Below are 25078 nucleotides of genomic sequence, written 5' to 3'. Positions count from 1 at the left end.
CCCTCCGGCAGACTTGGCCGGGAATAACACTAAGGATCACCGCCTCGGGGGCCACATCAGCAGCTTCGGCCCGCGTGACGGGGCACGCCGATGGGGGACGCAGAGACATGAGCCAGGACGGCGCACACGGCCGGTACGCGGGGCGTTCGGTCGCCGGCGGGCGCTACCAACTGCGCGACCTGCTCGGCGAGGGCGGCATGGCCTCGGTCCATCTCGCGTACGACTCGGTGCTCGACCGACAGGTCGCGATCAAGACACTGCACACCGAGCTCGGCCGTGAGCAGGCCTTCCGCGAGCGCTTCCGCCGCGAGGCCCAGTCGGTGGCCAAGCTCACGCACACGAACATCGTCTCGGTCTTCGACACCGGCGAGGAGGACGACCTCGACGGGGCGACGACTCCGTACATCGTCATGGAGTACGTCGAGGGCCGCCCGCTCGGCTCGGTCCTCGACCAGGACATCGCCCAGTTCGGGGCCATGCCAGCCGACAAGGCCCTGAAGATCACCGCGGACGTGCTGGCGGCCCTGGAGATCAGCCACGAGATGGGCCTGGTCCACCGCGACATCAAGCCGGGCAACGTGATGATGACGAAGCGGAACGTCGTCAAGGTGATGGACTTCGGCATCGCCCGCGCCATGCAGTCCGGTGTGACGTCGATGACGCAGACCGGCATGGTCGTCGGCACCCCGCAGTACCTCTCGCCGGAGCAGGCTCTCGGCCGGGGCGTGGACGCCCGCTCGGACCTGTACTCGGTCGGCATCATGCTGTTCCAGCTGGTCACCGGGCGGCTGCCGTTCGAGGCGGACTCGCCGCTGGCCATAGCGTATGCGCACGTCCAGGAGGAGCCCGTCCTGGCCTCCTCGGTCAACCGCTCGCTGCCGCCGGCCGTGGACGCGCTGATCACCCGTGCCCTGAAGAAGAACCCCAACGAGCGTTTCCTGAACGCCGAGTCGATGCGCGACGAGTGCCTGCGCGTGGCCCAGTCGTTCCAGGCCGCACCGCCGAGCATCGTGCCGGGCGCCCAGACGTCGAGCGGCGCCGGTGTCGGCTCCGCGGTGTTCCCGCCGGTCGACCAGTCGGCCCAGGCTCCGCAGGGCAACGTACAGACGCCGTACCAGCCGGGCGCCTACGGTCCGCCGACCCCGGCGCACTCGTCCACGCCCGCCCCTTCGTACGGCTATCCGCAGCAGGGCGGCTACCCGACGCCGGCCCAGACCGCCGCGTACTCCCCACAGCAGGGCTACTCGACCCCGCCGCCGTACACGATCACGCCGCAGCAGCCCTCGTCGCCCGCCTCCGGTGGCGGCCGCAAGAGCAACATGCCGGTGCTCGTGGGCTCGATCGTCGTCGCGCTGGCCGCCGTCGGCGGGCTGATCGCCGCGCTGCAGCTGGGCGGCGGGGGCGACGACGACAAGGGCGGCGGTACGGAATCCAGCCCGTCGGCGTCCGTGGTGGCCGGGCACAAGGGGCCGGACACCACGAAGAAGATCGAGAAGACCGAGTGCACGGAGCCCGACGAGTCGTACAACGACGCCGACAAGATCAAGGTCCCGGACTTCAAGTTCAAGAACATGGACTCGGTGAAGGCGTGCCTGCAGGCGGCGGGCTGGCAGTACGAGAGCCAGCCGGTCGACGAGAACGCCTACGGCCAGGACACGGTGATGAGCCAGATCCCCGCGGCGGAAGCGGACGTCGACCCCAAGAGCATGCCCAAGATCCAGCTCTATGTGTCGACGGGCAACCCCGCCTGATTCCTTGACCGTTCGGACCCACCAGGACCGTTCGGACACGCGAAGGGGCCCGGCATTTCTGCCGGGCCCCCCCTTTCGTCCGCACGCTGTTCGGAGTGATGGGAGTCGTCGGAGTTACGGGTGCAGGTTCGGGTTCGGACCGCAGTTACAGGTACGGACCCCCGACACGGCCGCCCGCTCGCGGATCGTCGTCGTCCTCGCCGCCGCCCACACCCGGCGGAAGCGCCCGGCGCATCGACTCCAACTGGGCGCGGGCCGCCATCTGCTGGGCGAACAGGGTGGTCTGGATCCCGTGGAAGAGCCCCTCCAGCCAGCCGACCAACTGGGCCTGCGCGATCCGCAGTTCGGCGTCCGAGGGGATGCCGTCGTCCGTGAACGGCAGGGACAGCCGCTCCAGCTCATCGACGAGATCGGGAGCGAGCCCGTCCTCCAGCTCCTTGACCGAGCTGGCGTGGATCTCCTTGAGCCGGACCCGGCTCGCCTCGTCGAGGGGTGCCGCACGCACCTCCTCCAGCAGCTGCTTGATCATGCTCCCGATGCGCATGACCTTGGCGGGCTGCTCCACCATCTCCGTCACCGGGACCTCACGGGAGTCCTCGTCTCCTCCGCCGCCGAGAGCCATCCCGTCCTGGCCAACGACCAGGATCTGGGGGTTCTCCGGCGACCTTTCGTTCCTCGGCATCTCCATGCCGCCATTCTCTCGCACCCGCACACTTCATCACCCTCGTGCCCCCTCCCGGGCGTGATCCACCATGTACGCACCGGCATGTACACACCGGCGTCGCGCGTCAGACCGGCGGCGTGGGCGGCTGTGGCGGATCCGTGGCCGCCGCCTCCGCGAGCCGCAGCAGCCGGGCCTCGCAGTGGTCGAGCCACCGCATCTCGGCCTCCGCCCGGAAGACGAGGTGCTCCAGGACGAGCAGCCGGGCCACCTCGTCCCGGTGCCCGGGGCCCTCCGCGAGCGCCTGCGCCCGCAGCCGGGTGTACGTGTGCATCGCCTCCGACAGATACCGCCGCTGTGTCTCCACGATCGCCCGTATGTCGGCTCCAGGCGCCCCGACCGCCATGGCCAGCTTGATCGCCAGCTCGTCACGCGGCAGGTTCGTGCGCTCCACCGGACGCGTGAACCAGGACCGCAGCTCGGCCCGGCCCGCGTCCGTCAGCGCGTACAGCACGTGTCCGGCCTCGTCCGCGCCCTGCTGTACGACCAGACCGTCCCGCTCCAGCCGGCCCAGCGTCGTATAGACCTGGCCGATGTTCAGCGGCCAGGTGGAGCCGGTGCGCGCCTCGAACTCGGTGCGCAGCCGCGAACCGTAGCGGGGCCCACGCTCCAGAAGCGCCAGCAGACCGTGACGTATCGACATAACCGGTATCTCTACCCCGTACATCTGTGCCCGCCAAGGGTGTCACTGAGGGCGATCGCGTCGGCACCCGGACGATCGAGATGCCGGTGCGGGCGCCCCGTGTGACTCTGGTGCCGTCGATCTTGGTTCCTTCGCACCAGGAGGGGGTCACCGACGTGACTCCATGGCTCCGCCCCCTGCGCGTGACAGGCCTGCTGCTGGTCCTGCTGGCGGGCCCCGCTCCGATCTCGTACGCCGTCCCGTACGTCCCCTCCTACGAAACCCGCGCCCGGCGAGTCACGGGCAGGCAGCCGGGCCGGAGAGGGCCGCGAGCGGCCTGGCCGGTCACCCGCGCCGACGGAGGAGACACAGGAAGAGCAGGACGCGGAGGAAGCGCAGGACGAGGCGCAGGAAGAAGCTCCGGAAGAGGACGTCGGGGTCGGTCACCCGGACGGGCCAGCGGACGACGAGCAGTCGGAGGGCGAGCGGTCGGAGGGCGCTGTCGCCCCCGAGACGCACGGGAACACCGCGCCCACGTCCCACCCGCCCGTCGATGCCGAGCAGGCCGCCGGCCGCCCCGTACGCGCCACGGAACCCGTCCTGCGGGTCCTGCCCCTCGGCAGCGGACTGGTCCTCATCGGCCTGGGCCTCGGCCTCGCGTTCGTCGCACTGCGCGTACGACGAAGCTGAGGCGGGCCGCGGCCCGCCTCAGCACCGCCCCGGCCGTCGAGTCCTACGGGAGCGTGAGCAGCACCTTCCCGATGTTCCCGCTCTCCTCCAGCACCCGGTGCGCCGCGGCCGCGGCGCTCATCGGCAGCTCGCGGTCGACCACCGGACGTACGTGACCTGCGGAGACCAGCGGCCAGACATGCTCCCGTACGGCCGCGACGATCGCCGCCTTCTCCCCGGCGGGACGGGCGCGCAGCGAGGTCGCGGTGACGGCGCCGCGCTTGCCCAGGAGCGTCGCGATGTTCAGCTCGCCCTTGATGCCGCCCTGCATGCCGATGATCGCGAGCCGTCCGTTGACCGCGAGGGCCTTGACGTTGCGGTCCAGGTACTTGGCGCCCATGTTGTCGAGGATGACGTCGGCGCCGGCCCCGTCGGTGGCGGCCTTGATCTCCTCGACGAAGTCCTGCTCGCGGTAGTTGATCAGCACGTCCGCGCCGAGCTCGGCGCAGAAGTCCAGCTTCTCCTTGCTGCCCGCGGTGACGGCGACCTTCGCGCCGACGGCCTTGGCCAGCTGGATCGCCATGGTGCCGATGCCGCTCGCCCCGCCGTGCACCAGCAGCGTCTCGCCGGGGCGGAGGTGGGAGATCATGAAGACGTTGGACCAGACCGTGCAGGTCACCTCGGGCAGCGCGGCCGCCTTGTCGAGCCCGACCCCCTCCGGCACGGGCAGCAACTGCCCGGCCGGCACGGCCACCTTCTCGGCGTACCCGCCGCCCGAGAGCAGCGCACACACCTCGTCCCCGACGGCCCACCCCGACACCCCGGCACCGACCGCCGCGATCCGCCCGGAGCATTCGAGGCCTGGGTACGGGGACGCGCCGGGCGGCGGATCGTAGAACCCCTGCCGCTGCAGCAGATCGGCACGGTTCACCGCGCTCGCCGCCACCTCGACCAGCACTTCGCCCTCTCCGGGCACCGGATCCGGGACCTCGTCCCACACCAGCGCCTCGGGCCCACCAGGTTCAGGAATAGTGATCGCTCGCATGTCGGCGAGGCTACTCCGGGCCTCCGGCCCTGCCGCTGGTCCTGCCCCTGTCCTGCCTCTAGTCCTGCCTCAGTGGCCTCATGTCCGGTGCGACCTGGGTGTGCGGGGTGACGCGGACGATGGTGATCAGACGGTCCGTCAACTGCAGCTTGCCGATGGCGGGATCGTCGTAGCCGAGGACGCGGTGTCCTCGTACGACGCTGACCACCAGGTCTTCGGTCTCGCGGACGCCCTTGCCCACCTCGGCCTTTATGACGGGCCGTTCGACGATGTCGAGGCCGCTGCCCTGCTGGATGAGATCCTCCATGACCATGCCCGCGCTGGGGCTGAGCACGGAGAGACCGAGGAGGCGGCCTGCCGCGCTGGCGCTGGTGATGACGGCATCGGCGCCGGACTGCTTGAGCAGCGGCGCGTTCTCCTCCTCACGCACGGCGGCCACGATCTTCGCCCCACGGTTGAGTTGCCGGGCCGTCAGCGTGACGAGCACGGCGGTGTCGTCGCGCTGGGTCGCGATGATGATCTGCCGGGCCCGCTGGACCTCGGCGCGGATCAGTACGTCACTGCGGGTGGCGTCGCCGACCACGCCCGCGTATCCGTCCGCCGTCGCCGCGTCGATCACCTTGAAGTTGGGATCGACGACCACGACCTGCTCCTTCTTCAACCCCGTCGCGCACACGGTCTGAATCGCCGAGCGGCCTTTCGTGCCGAACCCGATGACAACGGTGTGCTCCCTCAAAGCGGTCCTCCAGCGGTTCAGTCGCCACTCCTCCCGGGTGCGTTCGGTGAGGACCTCGAGAGTGGTGCCGACCAGGATGATCAGGAACATCACGCGCAAGGGCGTGATCACGAAGATATTGGTGAACCGGGCGGCGTCACTGACGGGGGTGATGTCGCCGTATCCGGTGGTGGAGAGCGTGACGGTCGCGTAGTAGAAGGCATCGAGCAGGTCGACCGAGCCGTCCGAGTTGTCGTTGTAGCCGTCGTGGTCGGCGTAGACGATGAGGGCGGTGCCAACCAGGACAAGCAGTGCGATGGTCACCCGCTTGGCGACCTGCCTCAGCGGATGTTCCACCCGTCGGCGAGGCAGTTTCACCCGGCGGGTGACGATGCGTTCGTCCGCGTGACGGGCGATGGCGTCCTGGCCCGGAAGTTTCACGTGAAACACACCCCGATCCCGGCCGTCGCCCAGGGCAGGTCGAGAATCTCCAGCTCCTGGCCGGGGCGCGCCCCGCCGGGCGGCACGACCGCGAGCGCGTCGGCCACGGCGATGCCCCGCAGCATGGCCGGTCCGTTGTAGTGCAGCGGCACGGCCCGGTCCTCGCGCAGGACGACGGGGATCAGCCGGGTGTCGTACGGGTGGCCGTGCACGGTCTCCTTCAGGGGCAGCGTGTAGGTCTCCGGGGCCGCGCGTCCCGCGAGGGTGCGCAGCAGGGGTTCGGCGAGCGTGAGCAGGCCGGAGACGGCGGCGAGGGGGTTGCCGGGGAGGCCGACGAGGTGCTGGTTCTCCTTGGTGCGGGCCAGGAGCATGGGATGGCCGGGGCGCACCTTGACGCCGTCCACCAGGAGTTCGGCGCCGATGCGGCGCAGGGTGGGGTGCACATGGTCGACAGGGCCCGCAGCGGTGCCGCCGGTCGTGACGACGAGGTCGGCGTCGGAGTTCTTCAGGGCCTTGCGGAGGGCTTCGGCGGCGTCACCGAGCCTGCGTACGGCGATGACGTCCGCGCCGAGAGCACGCAGCCAGGACGGCAGCATCGGGCCGAGCGCGTCCCGGATCAGTCCGTCGTGGGGCAGGCCCTCGGTGAGCAACTCGTCGCCGAGGACGAGGACTTCGGCACGGGGCCGGGGGAGGGCCGAGACGGTGTCGTATCCGGCGGCCGCGGCCAGCCCGAGCACGGCCGGGGTGACCACGGTGCCGCGCTGCAGCAGGGGATCGCCGGAGCGGCACTCCTGGCCCCGGGGACGGATGTCCTGCCCGGGCACGACCTCCCGGGTCGCGTGGAGCCGTTCCTTCTCGTCGGTGCGGCCGTGCTCGCTGCGGATCACCGCGGTGACGTCCTGCGGGATCCGCGCGCCGGTCGCGATACGGACGGCCTCTCCGTCGGTGAGGCGCTCGGGCTCGGCATGACCCGCGAGGACTCCCTCGGCCCGGACGTCCCAGGGCCCCGGCCCGGCGACGGCCCAGCCGTCCATCGCGGAGGTGTCGAACGACGGGAGGTCCGTGAGGGCGGCGAGGGGAGCGGCGAGGACGAGGCCCAGCGCGGCGTCGAGGGATACGGAGACGGGGGCGTCCGGCCGGCGGGGGGCCCGCCCGGCGAGGGCGCGGGCCTCGGGCCAGGGGGTCGCCCTGTGGTGGCCGTGCTTGGCCGTGTGGGCACGGGAGGGTCCGTCGGCCGTTCCTGCGGCGGTTCCGTCGGCGGTGTGTTGCCCGTGCTCCCGGCTGCCGCCCCGCGGTGACGGCTGGGGCACGGCGGGAGAACCTCCAGTGGCTCCGGAGCCGTCGGGCACCTGTGCACCGCCTTCCTTGGCCAGGGCGAGGGCCTCCTCCACGTCGAGGTCGTCGAGGTCGACCTCCTCGTACTTCCCCGGGGCGGTCATCCGGCGTCCGGACGGGCTTCGGGAGAGGCGGTCTCAGAACCGGTGCCGGACCCTCTGCCGGTCCCGGTCCCGGCCCCGGTCCCGGTCTCGGTGCTGGTGCCGGACGGGGCCGTCGGGGGTGGTGCGGTGCCGTCGTCCGCCTCCGCCGCCCAGCGCAATGCCAGTGCCGTCGCCTTTCGGGCGGCCTCCGCGACCGCCTCTGGGCCCCCCTTGGCCTGCGCGGCCGCGTACCCCACGAGGAACGTGGTCAGCGGTGCCGCCGGGCGGGCCACGCCGTGCGCGGCATCGCGGGCGAGGTCGAGCAGGGTGCCGGTGTCGACGTCCAGGTCGATGCCGAGCTCGTCCTTGACTGCGGTGATCCATTCATCCAACACGTGCCCATGCTCCCTGATACGTGCCCGGGCGGCGGCGATGTCGTCCCAGGTGTCGCAGTCGAAGGACGCGACGGGGTCGGTGATACGGGTCAGTTCGAGCGCACCGGTGAGCCGGCGCAGCGGCAGCCCGGTCAGTTCGCCGTGCTCGGTACGGAGGGCCGCCAGTTCGCGGCGCAGCGACGCACTCCGGTACGCGGCCACCAGTGGCTGGTCGCGGCCGCCGGAGTCGGTGAGCAACGCGCCCTCCGTGCCTGCCTCTTGAAGACTGGTCAGCAGCAGCTCGACCGTCTTCTCGTCCAGGAACGGCAGATCGGCGGAGAGCACCACGACGTACGCGGCCGTGGTGTGCCGGAGGCCGGCGTCGAGGGCGGCCAATGGACCCGCGCCGGGTGGGTCCTCGCGCGCCCACTCCACCGGACGCGCGGTGGGCCGGGGCTCCGCGACGACCACGGTGACGGCCGCGCCCGAGCAGGCGGCCAGGACGCGGTCGAGCAGCGCGCGGCCGCCCACGCGAACGCCGGGCTTGTCCGCCCCGCCGAGGCGACGGGCGGAGCCGCCGGCGAGCACGACGGCGTCATGGCCGTCCGTGTCCCGGCCGTCCGCACCGAGTGCGCCGTAGGAACCGGGCCCGATGGAGGAACCGGGTGCGCCGACGGAACCGGGTGCGCTGGGACGCTCGTACGCGGTCACCCCCCGAGTATGAGCGCCCGATGGATCATTTCCACCCCCGCGCACAGCATGTGGACGGGGGTGGTGACGAGGTCGTACGGGCCGAGCGGGCTACAGGGTCCGCAGCAGGACCGTCGGCTGTTCCACGCAGTCCGCCACATACCGGAGGAATCCGCCCGCCGTGCCGCCGTCGCACACCCGGTGGTCGAAGGTGAGCGAGAGCTGCACGACCTGCCGCACCGCCAGCTCGCCCTCGTGCACCCAGGGCTTGGGGACGATCCGGCCGACGCCGAGCATGGCCGCCTCGGGGTGGTTGATGATCGGCGTGGAGCCGTCGACGCCGAACACCCCGTAGTTGTTCAACGTGAAGGTCCCCCCGGTGAGTTCCGCCGGTGTGAGCGTCCCGGTCCGTGCCGCCTCGGTGAGCCGGGCGAACTCCGCGCTCAGGGACTCCGCGTCCCGTGCGTGCGCGTCCTTCACCACCGGCACGACGAGCCCGCGCTCGGTCTGCGCGGCGAACCCGAGGTGCACCGCGTCGAGCCGGACGACCTCCCGGGCTTCCATGTCGACCGTCGAGTTGAGCTCGGGGAATCGGGCCAGCGCGGCGGTGCAGATACGGGCGAGGAGTGCGAGCAGGGAGATCTTCGGCCCGCCTGCCTCGTTCATCCGCACGCGCGCGTGCATCAGTTCCGTGGCGTCGGCGTCGACCCAGCAGGTCGCGTCCGGGATCTCGCGCCGGCTCCGGGAGAGCTTGTCGGCGACGGCACCTCGGACGCCCTTGAGCGGGACGCGGGTGCCACGCGCGTGCGTGGCTGTGGGCGACTGGGCCGGTGCGGGCGCGGGCGCCGCGGCCTGTGGTGGCCGCGCGGCGGTCGGGGCCGACGCGGCGGCCCGCGCGGCGTGCTCGACGTCCGCGCGCGTGATCAGCCCGTCGGGACCCGAGCCCGCCAGCTCCCGCAGGTCGAGCCCGCTCTCCCGGGCCAGCCTGCGCACGAGCGGGGAGATCACCGGCACGGGGCCGTCGGCCCGACGCCCGGCGTCGGCATCGGTCCCGTCCGCGACCGGCTCCTCGTCCTGTACGGGACGACGGGGGGCGGTGCCGGACCCGGCGAGCGCCGTGGGCGCGCCCACGGCGGCCAGGTCGGGGTCCGGGAACCCAGCGCGACGGCTTCCGGCCGATCCGGCGCCGGCTCCAGCACCGCCATGCCGTCCCGAGCCCGGCCCGCCCTCGGGCGAACCCGGTGAGCGCCGCCCCGGAGCCGCCCCGGCCCCGGGCGGCCGCAACCGTCCGCGTCGCGCCGGAGGCGCCTGTGTGCCGTAGCCCACGAGTACGTTCCCGGAGCCTTCGTCCTTGTCCTCGTCCCCGGAGTCGGAGGCGAGCGGGCCGGAACCCAGTGCGCCGGAGGCCGGTGCCCCCACCGCGACCGTCAGCAGCGGGGAGCCGACGGGCAGTTCGGTGCCCTCTTCGCCGTAGCGGGCCGTGACCACGCCTCCGTACGGGCAGGGGACCTCGACCATCGCCTTGGCCGTCTCGACCTCGACGACGGGCTGGTCGACGGCGACGACATCGCCCACCTGGACGAGCCAGCGGACGATCTCGGCCTCGGTGAGCCCCTCGCCGAGGTCGGGCAGCTTGAATTCCAGAACCTGGGCCATCAGCTCTGTGCCTCCCACTGCAGCCGCGCCACCGCGTCCAGGATCCGGTCGACACCGGGCAGATGGTGGCGCTCCAGCATCGGCGGCGGATACGGGATGTCGAACCCTGCCACGCGCAGCACCGGCGCCTCCAGGTAGTGGAAGCACCGCTCGGTGACCCGCGCGGCGATCTCCCCGCCGGGCCCGCCGAAGCCGCCCGACTCGTGTACGACCACGGCCCGCCCGGTGCGTCGTACGGACGCGGAGACCGTCTCGTCGTCGAACGGCACCAGGGAGCGCAGGTCGACGACTTCGAGGTCCCAGCCCTCGGCGCGCGCCGCCTCGGCGGCCTCCATGCAGACGGGCACCGACGGCCCGTACGTGATGAGCGTGGCGCTGCGGCCGTGGCGCCGCACGGCCGCGCGGCCGATCGGGTCCACGGCCTGCGGCTCGTCCGGGTTCCAGGTGTCCTTCGACCAGTACAGACGCTTCGGTTCGAGGAAGACCACCGGGTCGTCGGAGGCGATGGCGGCGCGCAGCAGCCCGTACGCGTCGGCGACCGTCGCGGGTGTGACGACATGGAGGCCCGGGGTCGCGATGTAGTACGCCTCGGAGGAGTCGCTGTGGTGCTCGACGCCGCCGATGCCGCCCCCGTAGGGCACGCGCACGGTGATGGGCAGCGGCATCGCCCCGCGCGTGCGGTTGCGCATGCGGGCCACGTGCGAGATCAGTTGCTCGAAGGCCGGGTAGGCGAAGGCGTCGAACTGCATCTCCACGACCGGCCTGAGCCCGTACATGGCCATGCCGACGGCCGTGCCGAGGATGCCCGCCTCGGCGAGGGGCGTGTCCGTGACGCGGTCCTCGCCGAACTCCTTGGCGAGCCCGTCGGTGACGCGGAAGACGCCGCCGAGGGTGCCGACGTCCTCGCCCATGACGTGCACGGTCGGGTCGTCGGCCATGGCGTCCCGCAGGGCGCGCCCGAGGGCCTGCGCCATGGTGGCCGGCTTCAGCGCGACGGTGGTCATCGGGCCGTTCCTTCCGACTCGTGCTCGTTCTCGTGGTGGCGCGCCTCGGCGTCCAGCTCGGCCCGCAACTGTGCCTCCTGTTCCAGGAGTTGCGTCGTGGGCTGGGCGTAGACGTGCGCGAAGAGGTCCATGGGGTCGAGCGCCGGGTCCTGGTTCATGCGCTCGCGGAGGTCCGCGGCCATCGCCTCGGCGTCCTCGCGCGCGGCGCGCATCCCGGCCTCGTCGAGCAGCCCGCGCTCGGTCAGCTCGTGCTCCAGGAGGGCGATCGGGTCGTGCGCGCGCCAGGCCTCGACCTCGGAGTCGCCGCGGTAGCGCTTGTCGTCGTCGGCGTTCGTGTGCGCCTCCATGCGGTACGTGACCGCCTCCACGAGCGTCGGACCGCCACCCGCGCGCGCGTGGGCGACGGCGTCGCTGAGGACCTCGTGCACGGCGGCTGCGTCGTTGCCGTCGACCAGGCGGCCGGGCATCCCGTAGCCGACGGCCTTGTGGGCCAGCGACGGGGCCGCGGTCTGCTTGTCGAGCGGAACGGAGATCGCGAAGCCGTTGTTCTGTACGAGGAAGACGACCGGGGCCCGCCAGACGGCGGCGAAGTTCAGTGCCTCGTGGAAATCGCCCTCGCTGGTGCCGCCGTCGCCGACCAGGGCGAGCGCGACCACGTCGTCGCCCTTGAGGTGGGCGGCGTGCGCGAGGCCCACGGCGTGCGGGAGCTGGGTCGCGAGCGGCGTGCACAGGGGCGCGATCCGGTGCTCGTGCGGGTCGTAGCCGGTGTGCCAGTCGCCGCGCAGCAGGGTCAGCGCCTGGACGGGGTCGAGGCCGCGGGCGACGGCGGCGAGCGTGTCGCGGTAGCTGGGGAAGAGCCAGTCGCGCTCTTCGAGGACGAGCGCGGCGGCGACCTCGCAGGCCTCCTGGCCGGTCGATGAGGGGTAGACGGCGAGGCGGCCCTGCTTGGTGAGGGCCGTGGCCTGCGCGTTGTAGCGGCGGCCGCGCACCAGCTCCGCGTACAGCCGGCGCAGGAGCTCCGGGTCGACCCGCTCGGCCGCCTCGGTGCCGAGGACGCGGTGGGGCAGCGCGTCGGGCAGCAGCGGCGCGGGGTCGGTGCGGGGCTGCCAGGCGGGCGGCGGGGTCGGCCGGTATGCGCCTCGCTGCTCCATGACCGTCATGTCGGCACCTCCTCGTGGGGGCGGCTTCGAGAGACGTGCCGAGAGTGACGCGCCTCACCTACCGATTGTTCGGTCGTCGGCACATTTTGGCTACAGGCACCTCCAGGCTGTGGACAAACGGTTCTCCACAGCCTGAGATGGACGCAGTACGTCCATGGTAGGGAGGCGGGGGGACATGGCACCTGAACAAATGGCCGAGGGGCCGGAGGCCGGATCCTCCCTGCCGCCGCCGCGCCCGCTGGACGCCATCGATCAGGACATCCTCCAGATGCTCCAGGCGGACGGCCGCGCCTCGATACGGTCCGTCGCCGAGCGCGTCCACGTGTCGCGCGCGAACGCCTACGCCCGCATCAACCGCCTCATCGAGGACGGTGTGATCCGCGGCTTCGGTGCCCGCGTCAACCACGAGCGCGCGGGGCACAGCACGTCGGCGTACATCACCCTCAAGATCGTGCAGAACTCCTGGCGCACCGTGCGCGAACAGCTGAGGGCGCTACCGGGGGCCTCCCACATCGCGCTGGTGGGCGGGGACTTCGACGTCCTGCTTCTGGTGCACACGCCCGACAACAGGGCGCTGCGCGAGCTGGTGCTCACCCGGCTCCAGGCCATCCCCGAGGTGCTCAGCACACGGACGCTGCTGGTGTTCGAGGAGGAGGACCTGGAGCCGCAGGGGTGACCCGCGCTTTTGGAGGCTGCGGGCTCTTCCCGCGCCTCAGTCCTCCTGCCGGAGCCCCCCGAAGACCAGCCGCACCACCGCGTCGGCGACCTCGCGCTCGCCCATGCCCCGCCCGTCGGGGCGGTACCACTCCACGATCGAGTTGATCATCCCGAAGACCAGCCGCGTCGCGAGCCGGAACTCCACGTCGACGCGTACGTCCCCGTCGGCGGCCGCGGCCCGCAGGAGCTCGGCCACCCGGTGGTCGAAGTCCCGGCGCCGCTCCAGGGCCCACCGCTCGGCGTCGGTGTTGCCGCGCACGCGCAGCAGCAGCGTCACGTACGGCAGCTCGGCGGTGAGGACCTCGACCATGCGCCGGGTGACGTACTCCAGACGCTCCACGGCACGCCCCACGCGCGCGTGCTCCTCGTCGAGGATCCCGAAGAGGCCGTCGAGCGCCCGGCTGACGGCCCGGCGCAGCAGCTCCTCCTTGCCCGTGACGTGGTGGTAGATCGACGACTTGGAGATGCCCGCGGCCTTGGAGAGGTGCTCCATGGAGGTGCCGTCGTAGCCGCGCTCGTTGAAGACCCGCACGGCCACTGAGAGCAGCGTCTCCGGGGTGTAGGTGTCACGCTTGGCGGTGGTCATGGGGTGCCCTCCCGCTTCTCGGAGGCGTACGCGTGGCGGTAGAGCGCGAGGGACGGCGCGTAACGCCCCGACGGGTCGCGCATGTGCAGGTCGTCCAGGACGTCGTAGGCCCAGCTCCTGCCCAGTCTGCGGCTCCATTCGAAGGGTCCCAGGGGGTAGTTGACGCCCAGGCGCATCGCCGTGTCGATGTCCTCCTCGGTGGCCACTCCCTTGGCGACGGCGTCGTGCGCCAGGTCGACGATGCGGGCCACCGTGCGGGCGACGATCAGGCCGGGCACGTCCCCGATGACGCTGACGTCCTTGCCGAGCGCCTGGAAGAGCCCGGTGGCCTCGGCGAGGGTCTGGGTCTGGGTGTCCTGCGAATGGGACAGGGCGATCCGGGACGCCCGGCGGTAGTCGAGCGCCAGGTCGAAGTAGACGACGTCACGGAACTCGACGGCGGTCTGGCCGTCCGCGAGGGCCAGCTGGCCGCCGCTCGGCAGCACCAGCCGGGTGCCATGGTCCTCCTCGTCCTCGCGGACCTGGATGCCCGCCTCGCGGATCAGCGCGAGCAGCTCGGACGCGGGGCCCAGATCGCCCTCGGCGACGACGTACGCGGGCGGCTGGACCTTTTCTGCGGTGTGCGGCTCGGGACGCTCGCCCTCGTCCCCGTAGTCGTACCAGCCGTGCCCCGACTTGCGGCCGTGGCGGCCGGACTCGACGAGCCTGCGCTGGGCCAGCGAGGGCGTGAACCGCACGTCCTGGAAGAAGGCCTCCCACACGGAGCGCGTGACGGACTCGTTGACGTCCTGGCCGATCAGGTCGGTCAGTTCGAAGGCGCCCATCCTGAAGCCGCCCGACTCGCGCAGGACCGCGTCGATCGTGGCGGGGTCGGCGGCCTGTGCCTCGTAGACCGCGAAGGCCTCGGCGTAGAAGGGCCGCGCGATGCGGTTGACGATGAAGCCCGGCGTGTCGGCGCAGGCGACCGGGGTCTTCCCCCAGGCGCGGGCCATCTCGTACGCGCGCGTGGCCGACGTGACGTCGGTCGCGAATCCGGAGACGACCTCCACGAGGGGCAGCAGCGGCGCCGGGTTGAAGAAGTGCAGCCCCACGAAACGGCCGGGGTTGCGCAGGGCGCCGCCGATCGCGGTCACCGACAGGGAGGAGGTGTTGGTGGCGAGCAGGCAGTCGTCGTCGACGACGTCCTCCAGCTCGCGCAGCAGCTGCTGTTTGACGTCCAGGCGCTCCAGGACGGCTTCGACGACCAGGCCCGAGTCGGCGAGGTCGGCGAGGCTCTCCGCGGGGCGCAGACGGGCACGGGCGGCGTCCCGTTCGGCGCCGGTCAGCCGGTCCTTCTCGACGAGCCGGTCGAGGCGGGCGGCGATCGCGTCGGCCGCGGCCTGCGCACGGCCCGGCACGGCGTCGTACAGCCGTACGGGGTGGCCCGCGACGAGCGCGACCTGAGCGATGCCCTGGCCCATGGTGCCGGTACCGACGACGGCCACGGGGCCGGCGAGGTCGAGTGCTGTCATGCTCGCGATCCTCCCGCACGGGGTTGTCCACAGGTTCAGCGGACCCCCTTGTCCCGACCGATCGTTCGGTTACTCTAACTCTGTCCGCCCGTTCCTGCCCACGTCGTGAGCTCGACGGAGAGCTCATGAGACGAGGAGTTGGTCCCTCATGGCCGCCGAACTCACCGCGCACCAGCTGATCGAACAGCACCGGCCCACCCTCGACCAGGCGCTGGAAGCGATCCGCACGCGCGCGTACTGGTCGCCACACCCCGAACACCCCAAGGCGTACGGGGAGAACGGCAGCCTGGACATGGCGGCGGGCAAGGCCGCCTTCGACGCCCTCCTGGGCGGCCGTCTCGACCTCGGCCAGCCCGGCACCGACGACTGGGTGGGCGGCGAGGTCTCGCCGTACGGAATCGAGCTGGGCGTCACGTACCCGCACGCGGACGTCGACACCCTGCTGCCCGCCATGCGCGCGGGGCAGCGCGCGTGGCGCGACGCCGGCGCGGAGATGCGCGCGGTGGTGTGCCTGGAGATCCTCAAGCGGATCAGCGACCGCACCCACGAGTTCGCGCACGCGGTCATGCACACCAGCGGCCAGGCCTTCATGATGGCGTTCCAGGCGGGCGGCCCGCACGCGCAGGACCGCGGCCTGGAGGCGGTGGCGTACGCGTACGTGGAGCAGGTCCGCACCCCCGACAACGCCGAGTGGACGAAGCCCCAGGGCAAGCGCGACCCGATCGCGCTGACCAAGCGGTTCACGCCGGTGCCGCGCGGTGTCGCGCTGGTGATCGGCTGCAACACCTTCCCGACGTGGAACGGCTACCCGGGCCTGTTCGCGTCCCTCGCCACGGGCAACGCGGTGCTCGTGAAGCCCCACCCGCGCGCGGTGCTGCCGCTCGCGCTCACCGTCCAGGTGGCCCGCGAGGTGCTCGCCGAGGCCGGCTTCGACCCGAACCTGGTGGCGCTGGCCGCCGAGCGGGCGGGCGAGGGCATCGCCAAGACCCTGGCGACACGCCCGGAGATCCGGATCATCGACTACACGGGTTCGACGGCGTTCGGCGACTGGCTGGAGGCCAACGCCCGCCAGGCGCAGGTCTACACGGAGAAGGCCGGCGTCAACACGGTGCTCGTGGAGTCGACCGACAACTACAAGGGGATGCTGTCGAACCTCGCCTTCTCCTTGTCCCTCTACAGCGGCCAGATGTGCACGACCCCGCAGAACCTCCTCATCCCCCGCGACGGCATCCGTACGGAGGAGGGCCCCCGGTCGTACGACGAGGTGGTCGCCGACCTCGCGAAGTCGGTCGGCGGACTCCTCGGGGACGACGCCCGGGCCAACGGCCTGCTCGGCGCGATCGTGAACCCTGACGTGAAGGCCCGCCTGGAGGCGGCCGCCGGTCTCGGCGAAGTGGCCCTCGCCTCACGGGAGATCGCCAACCCCGAGTTCCCTGACGCGGTCGTGCGCACCCCGGTGATCGTGAAACTGGACGCCGCCAAGCCGGACGACCAGGCGGCGTTCATGAACGAGTGCTTCGGCCCTGTCTCCTTCGCGGTCGCGGTCGACTCGGCGGCGGACGCCGTGGCGCTGCTGCGGCGGACCATCGCCAACAAGGGTGCGATGACGGTGGGCGCGTACACGACCTCGGAAGAGGTCGAGGAGGCCGTCCAGGAGGCCTGTCTGGAGGAGTGCGCCCAGCTCTCGCTCAACCTGACCGGCGGGGTCTACGTCAACCAGACCGCGGCGTTCTCGGACTTCCACGGGTCGGGCGGCAACCCGGCGGCGAACGCCGCGCTGTGCGACGGGGCGTTCGTGGCCAACCGGTTCCGCGTGGTGGAGGTTCGCCGGGAGGCGTGAGAATTCGGCCGGGGGCGCGGGACGTCTTGCAACTGCGGACCATTGTGGCTGGTCGCGCAGTTCCCCGCGCCCCTGATGGGGCGCCCCGTGCTTACGAGGCACTCCAGTGGAACAGCGCCATCGCCACGCTCGTGGCGAGGTTGTAGCTGGAGACCTGGGGCCGCATCGGCAGCGAGACCAAGTGGTCCGTGCGGGCGCGCAGTTCGCCGGACAGCCCGCTGCGCTCGGAGCCGAAGGCGAGAACCGCGTCGTCCGGGAGCTTCAGCGCCCGGATGTCCTCGCCCTCGGGGTCGAGGGCGAACACCGGCCCGGCGGGCAGCTCGTCCACGGTCAGCCGCTCGACGGCCGTGGCGAAGTGCAGGCCCGCCCCGGCGCGCACGACCGTGGGGTGCCATGGATCGAGCGTGCCGGTCGTGACGACCCCCGTCGCGCCGAAACCGGCCGCGAGCCGGATCACCGCGCCCGCGTTGCCGAGGTTGCGCGGCTGGTCGAGGACGACCACCGGCGCGGTGCGGGGTGTCCGGGCCAGCAGGCGCAGATTGGCGGCGCGCTCGGGACGTACCGCCAGGGCTGCCACGGCGGTGGGGTGCGGGCGCGGGACGAGGGCTTCGTACGCGGCCTGCGGGACCTCCGTCAGGAGGGCGTCCAGCGTGTCCCGTACGTCCGGGGCCAGGTCGTCGGCGAGGGCGAGCGCGGCCTGTCGATCAGCAGTGACCGCCACCGGGATCTCGGCCTGGAAGCGCACGGCGTGCTTGAGGGCGTGGAAGCCGTCGAGCAGCACGGACGTGCCGGCGAGCCGACGCCAGGCACTCACGGGATCCGGGTCGTGGGGGTCGACGGCATCGAGGTCGCGGGGTTCGTCCGTCATGCGGTGAAGCCTACGTGCGGAGGCTCGGCCGTCTCGGCCGTCTCCGGGGTGCGCGCGGGCTTCTTGCGGGGCCGCGGGACCGTACGAAGCGTTCGGCCCAGACGCGAGAACAGCCCTCCACGCGCGCGTGCCGCCCATCCGCCCACGCGGCGCAGGAAGGACGTCGGCAGGAACACGGCGTCGGCGGCGATCATCGCGAGCGAGAAGAACGGCAGGCCCAGCACGACGGCGATCACGGCGTGCTCGGTGATCATGGCGGCCAGCAGGACGTTCTTCACCCGCCGGTTGAACAGCGTGAAGGGGAAGGCGACCTGCACGATCACCGTCCCGTACGTCACCAGCAGCATCAGCGCGCCGCTCGCGGACAGCAGATCGGAGAGCGCCGGCCAGGGGGAGAAGTAGTCCAGGTGGAGGGGGTAGTAGACGGCGGTGCCGTCCTGCCAGCGCGAGCCCTGGATCTTGTACCAGCCGGCGGTCGCGTAGATCAGACACGCCTCGGCCATGATCACGAAGAGGGCGGCGTTGTGGACGAGGTTGGCGACCACATCCAGGAGGATGCGGGGCTGGATGCTCCGGCCGTACCGGCCGGCCAGCCACCACAGGCCCTGTACGGCCCACAGCCCCCAGTAGACCGTCCGCCAGCCGCCGAGAATGCCGCCGTCGATCTTCCCCGCGAGCGTGGCGGCGGCCAGGACGAGGCCGAGCGCCGTCCAGAGGGCGGGACCGGCCCTGTCCGGGCCGACCCACGCTCCACGCGCGCGTGCGTCCCGGGCCCGGCGCTCCCGCCGCTCGTCCAGCGACCAGACCTGACCGCAGCGCGTGAGCACCAGGTAGACGGCCATGAGGTGGATGACGTTGTCGCCGCCGTCCCCCATGAAGATGCTGCGGTTCTGCAGGGAGAGCACGCCGACCATGAAGAGCACGGACATGGTCCGGGTGCGCCAGCCGAGCATCAGCAGAAGGCTCGACAGTGCGGCGAACGCGTAGACGATCCCGGACCAGACCTGGCCGTCGGCCCACATCAGGGCCGTGAAGGCGTGGTTGCTCGCGATGAGCTGCTGGGCGAGATCCCAGCTCCAGGGGCCGTCGGGCCCGTACAGCTCCTCGCGGTGCGGGAACTCCCGCAGCAGGAACAACAGCCAGGTCCCGGCGAAACCTATGCGGATCACGGCGCTCTGGTACGGGCCGAGTGCCTCGCCGGTGACGCGTGTGATGGCGTGCGCGAGGGTCCGGTCGACGCGGTGCCTGCGGTCGAACCGGCTTATCCGGCCGGCAAGCCGCTCACGGCCGAGACTGCGCGTCCGCTCACGGCCGAGGCTGCTCGCTTGCTGGTGGTCGGGGGCGCTCGTCCGGTGGTGGTCGGGGGTGCTCGCCGGGGCGCCGGTCGGGGCGCCCGTCGGGCTGGGGCCGCGGTCATGGTTGCCCGGCGGGGCGGGCTTGGGGTCGTGGTTGCCCGTCGGGTCGTGGCCGAGGTCGCTCATCGGGCGCTCGCCTCCGTCCCCGTCGACTCTCCGGGCCGCGTCCCGGCCGCCCGGTCGGCCTCCGAGACCGGCCACCAGGGCAGCTCGCGGACGATGGGCTTGTCGGACACCTGCTCCTGGCTCCACTTCGGAGGCGGCACATTGGTCGTACGGGAGCGGACCTGGACCTGTTGGACGACCGCGCCCCGGCCACCGGCCTGCTCGCGGTCGAGACGCAGGACCACGATGCGGCGCAGATACTTCTCGGAGAGGGCGCCGCGCAGGCCGTTCGGACGGTTCGCGTTGTCGTGGGTCGCCACGAAGAAGTCCCAGGCTCGGCGCAGCTCGTTCTGCTGGGTGTGGCTGGGCAGCAGATTGCCGTCGATGGCGGCACCGTCCAGCGCGGAGAGGTCGTACCAGCGGGTCGTCCTGATCTCACCGTCCGTGGCCCGTACGTCGGCCCGGACCTGGACCGCGATGTTCTGCTGCAGCGGGTTGGGCGCGAAGAGCTTCCAGTTCTGCTCGAACTCGGGGTAGATCCACTCGTCGATCGCCTGCCCGTGCTGCTTGCTGACCGTGTTCGACGGCGCGACATGCAGGAAGACCATGCCGACGTGCACACAGGCGGCGACCGCGACGACAGCGAGCGCGAGCGCGGCGGCGATCTGGTACGGGAGGGAGAGGGCGGCGATGCCGGCGGGAGGGGGAAGCGGGGGACCGGCGAGGGCTGTGTCGTCGTATTGCTCGTCGTCGTACCGGCCGTCGTATTGCTGACCCTCGCGTTGCTGGTCCTCGTATTGCTGGTCCTCGCGTCGCTGGTCGCCGTACTGCTGGGGGATCCGGGCGGGAGCCTCGCCGGAGGGGCTGTCGGGGACGGCGGCCGCGGGCTCGGGCTCGCCCGGCACGGGCCGGGCGTTCGAGCCCTTGTCGTACGCGTCCATTCCGCCCCGTTCCCGAAGTCTGTCCGATTCCCGTCGCCCGTCCCGCGACAGTCGCACCGGCACGGTACTCAGGCCCGCCCGCCGAGCACAGTCCCATGGGTCACAGAGGCCACGAGGTTATCCACAGCGGTTGACACCTTACGACCCTCACCTCTCCCCGAATCGAACACACCGACCGATCGGTCGGGAGTCCTTCGGCGACCGCAGGACCGACCCGCCCGCACCGTTCCCTTCTTGTAGAACCTGTTCTATCTTGACGCTCCGCCAGATCACCGGATCCGCCGGAAGGACAAGGTCGTGGACTTCACCTTCACCGAGGAGCAGCAGGCGGCCGTGGAGGCGGCGAGGGCGGTGTTCGCGGGGGTCGCGCCGGACGGGGTGCAGAGTCCCGCGCTCACCGCCGGTGCCGTCGCGGACGACTTCGACCGCGCCCTGTGGGCGAAACTGGCCGACGCGGACCTGCTGAGCCTGCTGCTCGACGCCCGCCACGGCGGCGCGGACCTGGACGCCGTCGCGCTCTGCCTGGTGCTGCGCGAGTCCGCGAAGGTGCTCGCGCGGGTGCCGTTGCTGGAGAGCACCGCGGCCGCGGTGACCGTGCAGACGTACGGCGGCGAGGAGTTGAAGGCGGACCTGCTCGCCCGGGCCGGCCGCGGTGAGCTGGTCCTGACGGTCGCCGCGAACGGACGTACCGGCCACGACGGCGCCGAACTCGCCGTGACCGCGCGCCCGGAGGGCGACCTGTGGGTGCTGGACGGGATGCAGACGGCCGTCCCCTGGGCGCAGAACGCGGACTTCGTCCTCGTACCCGCGCTGAGCACCGACTCCGGCCGCTCCGTGCTCGCACTGGTCCCCCGCGTCCACGAAGGCGCGCTGCTCGCCGAGCAGTTCTCGACATCGGGCGAGCGGCTCGGCGAACTCCGGCTGGATTCCGCACGCGTTCCCGCCCGTGACGTCATCGACGCCGACGGGGCCTGGGAGTCGCTGCGTGACCTGCTCGCCACCGGGACGTGCGCGCTGGCGCTCGGGCTGGGCGAAGGAGTGCTCGGGATGACGAGCGAATACACCAGCAAACGGGAGCAGTTCGGGTTCCCGGTCGCCACGTTCCAGGCCGTGGCCGTGCAGGCCGCCGACCGCTACATCGACCTGCGCGCGATGGAGGCGACCCTCTGGCAGGCCGCGTGGCGGATCAGCTCGGGGGCAGGCGGGGCGCTCCCCGCGTCGGGTGACATCGCCGTCGCCAAGATCTGGGCCTCCGAGGGCGTACGCCGTGTCGTGCAGACCGCGCAGCATCTGCACGGCGGCATCGGCGCGGACACCGACTATCCCCTGCACCGGTACCACGCCTGGGCAAAGCACCTGGAGCTCTCACTCGGCCCGGCGGCGGCACACGAGGAGGCACTGGGCGACCTGCTGGCGGCGCACCCCTTGGGCTGAGTGAGAAACCTTGAAACAGGCGGGCGGGCGGCCGGGAACCCCGGCCGCCCGGGTCGGCTAGAGCACGAATCCCGACTGTCCCTCCGCGTTCACAACAGGACGGCCCGCGGCCGCCCAGACCTGCATGCCGCCGTCGACGTTCACCGCGTCGATGCCCTGCTGGACCAGGTACATCGCGACCTGTGCCGAACGGCCCCCGGAGCGGCAGATCACATGGACCCTGCCGTCCTGCGGCGCCGCCTCGGTCAGCTCGCCGTAGCGTGCGACGAAGTCACTGATGGGAATGTGCAGCGCCCCTTCGGCGTGACCCGCCTGCCACTCGTCGTCCTCCCGGACGTCCAGCAGGAAGTCACCGTCCGCGAGATCCGAGACCTCGACCGTGGGCACACCAGCTCCGAAACTCATGCCCCGACGCTACCCGACCGCGCCATCCCGCAGCTCGCCCCGGTGTACGCGGACGGGGGCCGCGGTTCCCAGGGCCGACGTCACCGGAAACCTGCCCTCAGGCCCCGCTGCCGAGCAGGCCCGCCAGCTCGGCCTCCCGTTCGCTGACCTGCGCCAGCAGCTGCTCGGCGATCTCCTCCAGCAGCCGGTCGGGGTCGTCCGGCGCGATCTTGAGCATCGCGCCGATCGCGCTCTCCTCCAGGTCACGGGCCACGAGGGCGAGCAGTTCCTTGCGCTGGGCGAGCCATTCGAGACGGGCGTAGAGCTCCTCGCTGCGGCTCGGGCGCCACTCCTCGGCCACAGGCCCCGCGGCCCATTCCTCGGACAGCTCCCGGAGCAGGGGCTCGTCCCCACGGCTGTACGCCGCGTTGACCCGGGAGATGAACTCGTCGCGCCGCGCGCGCTCCGTGTCGTCCTGCGCCAGGTCGGGGTGCGCCTTGCGGACCAGCTCCCGGTAGAGCTTGCGGGCCTCGTCGCTCGGCCGGACCCGCTGCGGCGGCCGCACCGGCTGCTCGGTCAGCATGGCCGAGGCCTCCGGGGACAGCCCGTCCGAGTCGAGCCAGTCGTGGAACAACTCCTCGATCCCAGGCATCGGCATGACGCGGGCCCGTGCCTCCTGCGCCTTGCGCACGTCCTCCGGGTCCCCGGTGCTCGCGGCCCGTGCCTCGGCGATCTGCGCGTCCAGCTCGTCGAGCCGCGAGTACATCGGGCCGAGCTTCTGGTGGTGCAGCCGGGAGAAGTTCTCCACCTCGACCCGGAACGTCTCCACCGCGATCTCGAACTCGATCAACGCCTGCTCGGCCGCCCGAACGGCCCGCTCCAGCCGCGCCTCGGGCCGCGTCTGCTCTTCGTCACTGGCGTCACCGGCGGACGCGTCACCGGCCGTCGAGCCGCCGACCGTCCCGTCGTCGACGGTCGAACCACCCACCGACCCTGTGTCCGCGGCCGAGCCACCTACCGACTCGTCGCCCGCTGTCTCGTCGCCCGCTGTCTCGTCATCCACCGTCTCGGCGCCCACCGCTGGGGCGTCCGCCGACCGGTCACCCGCGATGGAACCGTCCGCAGACTCGCCGCCCTCGGCCCCACCGCCTCCGGCCACGTCCGACAACAGCGGCACGTCGGCGCCCGACCCGGCAGACGCCTCAACCGACGGCTCGGCAGCGTCCGACTCGACAGCTGCCGAGGCAACTGCCTCAACGGATGCCTCGGTGGACGCATCAACAGACGGCTCGGCGGACCTCTCGGTGTCCGACTCGGCAGACGGCACCTTCTCGGCGCGCGGCTCATCGGAGCCCGGTTCCGCGAAGGGCTCGGACGGGGGCTGATCAGCTTCCGGGGTCGTCACCCGCCCAGCCTAGGCCACGGCTCAGCCACCTATTCGAACTGCCTGGCCAGGGGCCTTCCCCGGACGCCTTCCCCGGGCTTTCGCCGCCCCGTCAGACCCCCAGTTCTCCCTCGATCCGTCCCGCCCGCACGGCCGCCACCAGCTCCGCGTGGTCGGCCTCGGTCCGGTCCGCGTAGGCCACCGAGAAGGTCGCGACCGCCTCGTCCAGTTCCTCGCTCTTGCCGCAGTACCCCGCGATGAGCCGTGGATCGGCGCTGTGCGAGTGCGCCCGTGCAAGCAGGGCTCCCGTCATCCGGGCGTAGTCGTCTATCTGGTCCGCGGCCAGCGCCGCGGGATCGACGCTGCCCTTGCGGTTGCGGAACTGCCGCACCTGGAAGGGGCGCCCCTCGACCGACGTCCAGCCGAGGAGGATGTCGCTGACGACCTGCATCCGCTTCTGGCCGAGGACGACCCGGCGGCCCTCGTGCTCGACCTCGGGCACCACGAGGCCGGCCGTCGCCAGATGCGGCACCAGGACTGACGTACGGGCTTCCTTCACCTGGAGGACGAGGGCCTCACCGCGGTGGTCGAGGAGCAGCACCACGTACGAGCGGGTGCCCACGCTGCCCGTGCCGACCACGCGGAACGCCACATCGTGCACCTCGTACCGCGCGAGGAGCGGGAGACGGTCCTCGGAGAGCGTGGCCAGATACTCCTCCAGTGACCGCGCGACCCCGGCGGCCTCGTCGTCCGGCACGCGTCGCAGCACCGGCGGGGCGTCGACGAAGCGGCGCCCGCCGCCCTCCACGACCTCGGTCGACTTGGCCGCGAACCGCCCACTGGTGTTGCCACGGGCCTTCTCCGAGACCCGCTCCAGCGTGCCGAGCAGATCGTGGGCGTCGGTGTGCGAGACCAGCTCCTCGTCCGCGATGGCGTTCCACGCGTCCAGGACCGGGAGCTTGGCGAGCAGCCGCATGGTGCGCCGGTACGAACCGGTCGCGAAGTACGCCGCCTTGCGGCAGGTGTCCTCGTCCGCCCCCGCCTCCCGGGCGGCGAGCACCAGCGAGGTCGTGAGCCGCTTGAGGTCCCACTCCCACGGCCCGTGGACCGTTTCGTCGAAGTCGTTCAGGTCTATGACGAGGCCGCCGCGCGCGTCCCCGTACAGACCGAAGTTCGCCGCGTGCGCGTCGCCGCAGATCTGGGCGCCGATGCCGGTCAGCGGTGTACGCGCCAGGTCGTAGGCCATGAGCCCGGCCGAACCGCGCAGGAAGGCGAAGGGTGTGGCCGCCATCCGGCCGACCCGTATCGGCGTGAGCTCGGAGATCCGGCCGTGGTTGGACGCGTCGACCGCGGTCACCGCGTCCGGGCGGTCGCCGTTCGTGTCGATGGAGGCGTGCGCGCTGCGCGGGACGCTGCCTCGCAGCGCCTTGCCCTCATCCTTCGGCGAGCCGTGCCCCTTGGCCGAGCCCTCGCCGGACAGCCGCGCGAACCCGCGCACCGCCGGAACCCTTGCCGCCCCGGCCACCACACCACCGGTCTCGCTCACCCGAACCGCCTCCCCCGCACACGAACATCAATTTCGAGACGACCGTACCGCCGGGCAGCGATCCGCGTGAGCCCCTGTGGACAACTCCGCACCTGTGGAAAACACCCCAGCTCAGCGCCAAAGGCAGCTCGCAGGCGGTGC

At 72.0% G+C, this 25078-nt stretch carries 22 protein-coding genes; 4 read left to right on the top strand and 18 right to left on the bottom strand.

Annotated elements, in window-relative coordinates; all coding sequences use genetic code 11:
* Positions 1 to 107: 107 nt before the first annotated feature.
* Positions 108 to 1751, top strand: coding sequence for a protein kinase domain-containing protein (locus QF035_RS26750; RefSeq protein ID WP_307523125.1), 1644 nt, complete (start codon positions 108 to 110; stop codon positions 1749 to 1751).
* A gap of 145 nt (positions 1752 to 1896) precedes the next feature.
* Here QF035_RS26750 and QF035_RS26745 read toward each other — a convergent pair whose 3' ends face one another.
* From QF035_RS26745 to pdhA, 10 genes are all read right to left on the bottom strand, one after another.
* Positions 1897 to 2439, bottom strand: coding sequence for a bacterial proteasome activator family protein (locus QF035_RS26745; RefSeq protein WP_143641401.1), 543 nt, complete (start codon positions 2437 to 2439; stop codon positions 1897 to 1899).
* A gap of 100 nt (positions 2440 to 2539) precedes the next feature.
* Positions 2540 to 3115 carry a PadR family transcriptional regulator gene (locus QF035_RS26740; RefSeq protein WP_307523124.1) on the bottom strand — a complete coding sequence of 192 codons (576 nt, stop codon included), beginning with the start codon at positions 3113 to 3115 and terminating at the stop codon, positions 2540 to 2542.
* Between the two features lie 324 nt (positions 3116 to 3439).
* A complete protein-coding gene (locus QF035_RS26735) occupies positions 3440 to 3613 on the bottom strand; it encodes a hypothetical protein (protein ID WP_307523123.1) in 174 nt (57 codons plus the stop codon).
* A 214-nt stretch (positions 3614 to 3827) separates the two neighbouring features.
* Positions 3828 to 4808 (bottom strand): NAD(P)H-quinone oxidoreductase, encoded by a 981-nt coding sequence (locus tag QF035_RS26730; protein ID WP_307523122.1) that lies wholly within the window; start codon positions 4806 to 4808, stop codon positions 3828 to 3830.
* Between the two features lie 58 nt (positions 4809 to 4866).
* Positions 4867 to 5964, bottom strand: coding sequence for a potassium channel family protein (locus tag QF035_RS26725; RefSeq protein ID WP_055613043.1), 1098 nt, complete (start codon positions 5962 to 5964; stop codon positions 4867 to 4869).
* The gene (locus QF035_RS26720; protein WP_307523121.1) at positions 5961 to 7403 is read right to left on the bottom strand and encodes a molybdopterin molybdotransferase MoeA; all 1443 of its coding nucleotides are present in this window, start codon (positions 7401 to 7403) and stop codon (positions 5961 to 5963) included. Before QF035_RS26720 ends, QF035_RS26725 begins: the two co-directional genes overlap by 4 nt.
* Positions 7400 to 8467: an NTP transferase domain-containing protein gene (locus QF035_RS26715; protein ID WP_373466726.1), complete on the bottom strand. Its 1068-nt coding sequence runs from the start codon at positions 8465 to 8467 to the stop codon at positions 7400 to 7402. The genes QF035_RS26720 and QF035_RS26715 overlap by 4 nt, the downstream gene beginning before the upstream one ends.
* A 90-nt stretch (positions 8468 to 8557) precedes the next feature.
* Entirely contained in the window at positions 8558 to 10102 is a 1545-nt protein-coding gene (locus QF035_RS26710) for a dihydrolipoamide acetyltransferase family protein (RefSeq protein ID WP_307523120.1), read from the bottom strand.
* Positions 10102 to 11106, bottom strand: a complete 1005-nt coding sequence (locus QF035_RS26705) for an alpha-ketoacid dehydrogenase subunit beta (RefSeq protein WP_307523119.1) — start codon at positions 11104 to 11106, stop codon at positions 10102 to 10104. Before QF035_RS26705 ends, QF035_RS26710 begins: the two co-directional genes overlap by 1 nt.
* Entirely contained in the window at positions 11103 to 12266 is a 1164-nt protein-coding gene (gene pdhA, locus QF035_RS26700) for a pyruvate dehydrogenase (acetyl-transferring) E1 component subunit alpha (protein ID WP_307523118.1), read from the bottom strand. The genes QF035_RS26705 and pdhA overlap by 4 nt, the downstream gene beginning before the upstream one ends.
* A 175-nt stretch (positions 12267 to 12441) precedes the next feature.
* On the opposite strand from pdhA, the gene QF035_RS26695 reads away from it, so the two are divergent.
* Positions 12442 to 12942: an Lrp/AsnC family transcriptional regulator gene (locus QF035_RS26695; RefSeq protein ID WP_372505488.1), complete on the top strand. Its 501-nt coding sequence runs from the start codon at positions 12442 to 12444 to the stop codon at positions 12940 to 12942.
* 36 nt (positions 12943 to 12978) lie between these two features.
* Here the strand turns inward: QF035_RS26695 and QF035_RS26690 are convergent, their stop codons facing one another.
* Both QF035_RS26690 and QF035_RS26685 read right to left on the bottom strand, forming a co-directional pair.
* Complete coding sequence (locus QF035_RS26690; protein WP_055613049.1) at positions 12979 to 13569, bottom strand: TetR/AcrR family transcriptional regulator; 591 nt, start codon at positions 13567 to 13569, stop codon at positions 12979 to 12981.
* Positions 13566 to 15080 (bottom strand): 3-hydroxyacyl-CoA dehydrogenase, encoded by a 1515-nt coding sequence (locus QF035_RS26685; RefSeq protein WP_307523117.1) that lies wholly within the window; start codon positions 15078 to 15080, stop codon positions 13566 to 13568. Before QF035_RS26685 ends, QF035_RS26690 begins: the two co-directional genes overlap by 4 nt.
* 148 nt (positions 15081 to 15228) lie before the next feature.
* Here QF035_RS26685 and paaN point away from each other — a divergent pair, with 148 nt between their 5' ends.
* Entirely contained in the window at positions 15229 to 16920 is a 1692-nt protein-coding gene (paaN, locus tag QF035_RS26680; RefSeq protein WP_307523116.1) for a phenylacetic acid degradation protein PaaN, read from the top strand.
* Positions 16921 to 17011: 91 nt separating this feature from the next.
* On the opposite strand, the gene QF035_RS26675 is transcribed toward paaN, so the two are convergent.
* From QF035_RS26675 to QF035_RS26665, 3 genes are read right to left on the bottom strand one after another with little or no spacing between them, the layout of a single operon-like run.
* Positions 17012 to 17788, bottom strand: a complete 777-nt coding sequence (locus tag QF035_RS26675; RefSeq protein ID WP_307523115.1) for a TrmH family RNA methyltransferase — start codon at positions 17786 to 17788, stop codon at positions 17012 to 17014.
* Positions 17785 to 19269, bottom strand: a complete 1485-nt coding sequence (locus QF035_RS26670; RefSeq protein ID WP_307523114.1) for an HTTM domain-containing protein — start codon at positions 19267 to 19269, stop codon at positions 17785 to 17787. The genes QF035_RS26675 and QF035_RS26670 overlap by 4 nt, the downstream gene beginning before the upstream one ends.
* Positions 19266 to 20189, bottom strand: a complete 924-nt coding sequence (locus QF035_RS26665) for a DUF5819 family protein (RefSeq protein WP_307523113.1) — start codon at positions 20187 to 20189, stop codon at positions 19266 to 19268. Before QF035_RS26665 ends, QF035_RS26670 begins: the two co-directional genes overlap by 4 nt.
* A 297-nt stretch (positions 20190 to 20486) precedes the next feature.
* Between QF035_RS26665 and QF035_RS26660 the strand changes: the two genes are divergently transcribed.
* Positions 20487 to 21623: an acyl-CoA dehydrogenase family protein gene (locus QF035_RS26660; protein ID WP_307523112.1), complete on the top strand. Its 1137-nt coding sequence runs from the start codon at positions 20487 to 20489 to the stop codon at positions 21621 to 21623.
* Positions 21624 to 21680: 57 nt separating this feature from the next.
* Here QF035_RS26660 and QF035_RS26655 read toward each other — a convergent pair whose 3' ends face one another.
* The 3 genes from QF035_RS26655 to QF035_RS26645 form a co-directional block, all read right to left on the bottom strand.
* Positions 21681 to 22010 carry a rhodanese-like domain-containing protein gene (locus QF035_RS26655; RefSeq protein ID WP_200401672.1) on the bottom strand — a complete coding sequence of 110 codons (330 nt, stop codon included), beginning with the start codon at positions 22008 to 22010 and terminating at the stop codon, positions 21681 to 21683.
* 115 nt (positions 22011 to 22125) lie between these two features.
* Entirely contained in the window at positions 22126 to 23085 is a 960-nt protein-coding gene (locus tag QF035_RS26650) for a J domain-containing protein (RefSeq protein WP_373466978.1), read from the bottom strand.
* Positions 23086 to 23503: 418 nt separating this feature from the next.
* Positions 23504 to 24937, bottom strand: coding sequence for a DUF2252 domain-containing protein (locus QF035_RS26645; RefSeq protein ID WP_373466725.1), 1434 nt, complete (start codon positions 24935 to 24937; stop codon positions 23504 to 23506).
* Positions 24938 to 25078 lie beyond the last annotated feature (141 nt).

Source organism: Streptomyces umbrinus, assembly GCF_030817415.1.
Taxonomy (GTDB): Bacteria; Actinomycetota; Actinomycetes; order Streptomycetales; family Streptomycetaceae; genus Streptomyces; species Streptomyces umbrinus_A.
This window is presented reverse-complemented; position numbering and strand designations above follow the sequence as displayed.

Excerpts from the sequence above, each read along its gene's own strand:
- QF035_RS26750 (WP_307523125.1), top strand. The coding sequence starts at position 108 with ATGAGCCAGGACGGCGCACACGGCCGGTACGCGGGGCGTTCGGTCGCC.
- QF035_RS26745 (WP_143641401.1), bottom strand. The coding sequence starts at position 2,439 with ATGGAGATGCCGAGGAACGAAAGGTCGCCGGAGAACCCCCAGATCCTG.
- QF035_RS26740 (WP_307523124.1), bottom strand. The coding sequence starts at position 3,115 with ATGTCGATACGTCACGGTCTGCTGGCGCTTCTGGAGCGTGGGCCCCGC.
- QF035_RS26730 (WP_307523122.1), bottom strand. The coding sequence starts at position 4,808 with ATGCGAGCGATCACTATTCCTGAACCTGGTGGGCCCGAGGCGCTGGTG.
- QF035_RS26720 (WP_307523121.1), bottom strand. The coding sequence starts at position 7,403 with ATGACCGCCCCGGGGAAGTACGAGGAGGTCGACCTCGACGACCTCGAC.
- QF035_RS26710 (WP_307523120.1), bottom strand. The coding sequence starts at position 10,102 with ATGGCCCAGGTTCTGGAATTCAAGCTGCCCGACCTCGGCGAGGGGCTC.
- QF035_RS26705 (WP_307523119.1), bottom strand. The coding sequence starts at position 11,106 with ATGACCACCGTCGCGCTGAAGCCGGCCACCATGGCGCAGGCCCTCGGG.
- pdhA (WP_307523118.1), bottom strand. The coding sequence starts at position 12,266 with ATGACGGTCATGGAGCAGCGAGGCGCATACCGGCCGACCCCGCCGCCC.
- QF035_RS26695 (WP_372505488.1), top strand. The coding sequence starts at position 12,442 with ATGGCACCTGAACAAATGGCCGAGGGGCCGGAGGCCGGATCCTCCCTG.
- QF035_RS26690 (WP_055613049.1), bottom strand. The coding sequence starts at position 13,569 with ATGACCACCGCCAAGCGTGACACCTACACCCCGGAGACGCTGCTCTCA.
- QF035_RS26685 (WP_307523117.1), bottom strand. The coding sequence starts at position 15,080 with ATGACAGCACTCGACCTCGCCGGCCCCGTGGCCGTCGTCGGTACCGGC.
- paaN (WP_307523116.1), top strand. The coding sequence starts at position 15,229 with ATGGCCGCCGAACTCACCGCGCACCAGCTGATCGAACAGCACCGGCCC.
- QF035_RS26675 (WP_307523115.1), bottom strand. The coding sequence starts at position 17,788 with ATGACGGACGAACCCCGCGACCTCGATGCCGTCGACCCCCACGACCCG.
- QF035_RS26670 (WP_307523114.1), bottom strand. The coding sequence starts at position 19,269 with ATGAGCGACCTCGGCCACGACCCGACGGGCAACCACGACCCCAAGCCC.
- QF035_RS26665 (WP_307523113.1), bottom strand. The coding sequence starts at position 20,189 with ATGGACGCGTACGACAAGGGCTCGAACGCCCGGCCCGTGCCGGGCGAG.